Origin of the sequence: Vibrio sp. TRT 29B02 (assembly GCF_050113655.1) — a bacterium.
GTDB lineage: Bacteria > Pseudomonadota > Gammaproteobacteria > Enterobacterales > Vibrionaceae > Vibrio.
The window spans coordinates 1-611 of sequence record NZ_JBNJOJ010000074.1 but is presented as its reverse complement, the minus strand read 5'-3'; the positions used below and the strand labels follow the sequence as shown (position 1 = coordinate 611).

Genomic DNA, 611 nt, shown 5'->3' with positions numbered 1-611 from the left:
CATGACTGGGGTGAAGTCGTAACAAGGTAGCCCTAGGGGAACCTGGGGCTGGATCACCTCCTTATACGATGATTATTGCGATGAGTGTTCACACAGATTGATGGTTTATGTAGTTTAAGAGAAAGAACATCCCCCAAGATGTTCACTTAGTGTCCCGTTCGTCTAGAGGCCTAGGACACCGCCCTTTCACGGCGGTAACAGGGGTTCGACTCCCCTACGGGATACCATTGGGTCGTTAGCTCAGTTGGTAGAGCAGTTGACTTTTAATCAATTGGTCGCAGGTTCGAATCCTGCACGACCCACCATTTTCTCAAGATATGGGGCTATAGCTCAGCTGGGAGAGCGCCTGCCTTGCACGCAGGAGGTCAGCAGTTCGATCCTGCTTAGCTCCACCATTCTTGATTCGATGGGCGATTAGCTCAGTTGGGAGAGCACCTGCCTTACAAGCAGGGGGTCACTGGTTCGAGCCCGGTATCGCCCACCATCTTTAAGCATACTTGCTTGAGTGTTCTTAAAAATGGTTTCGAAAGAAACTTGCTCTTTAACAATTTGGAAAGCTGACGAATAACAACAATCCCCATATCTTTGATATGCGTTGTTATTCAAATTAA

The 611-nt window shown here is 48.1% G+C and carries 4 tRNA genes and 1 rRNA gene; all 5 read left to right on the top strand.

Going from position 1 to position 611, the window contains the following annotated elements:
* A 16S ribosomal RNA gene (locus tag ACQEXT_RS21245) occupies nucleotides 1–64 on the top strand; the annotation flags it as partial.
* Nucleotides 65–151: 87 nt separating this feature from the next.
* Nucleotides 152–227, top strand: a tRNA-Glu gene (locus ACQEXT_RS21240).
* A 2-nt stretch (nucleotides 228–229) separates the two neighbouring features.
* Nucleotides 230–305: transfer RNA gene (locus ACQEXT_RS21235), tRNA-Lys, on the top strand.
* Nucleotides 306–319: 14 nt separating this feature from the next.
* A tRNA-Ala gene (locus ACQEXT_RS21230) sits at nucleotides 320–395 on the top strand.
* A 13-nt stretch (nucleotides 396–408) separates the two neighbouring features.
* Nucleotides 409–484: transfer RNA gene (locus ACQEXT_RS21225), tRNA-Val, on the top strand.
* The last annotated feature ends 127 nt before the right edge of the window (nucleotides 485–611 follow it).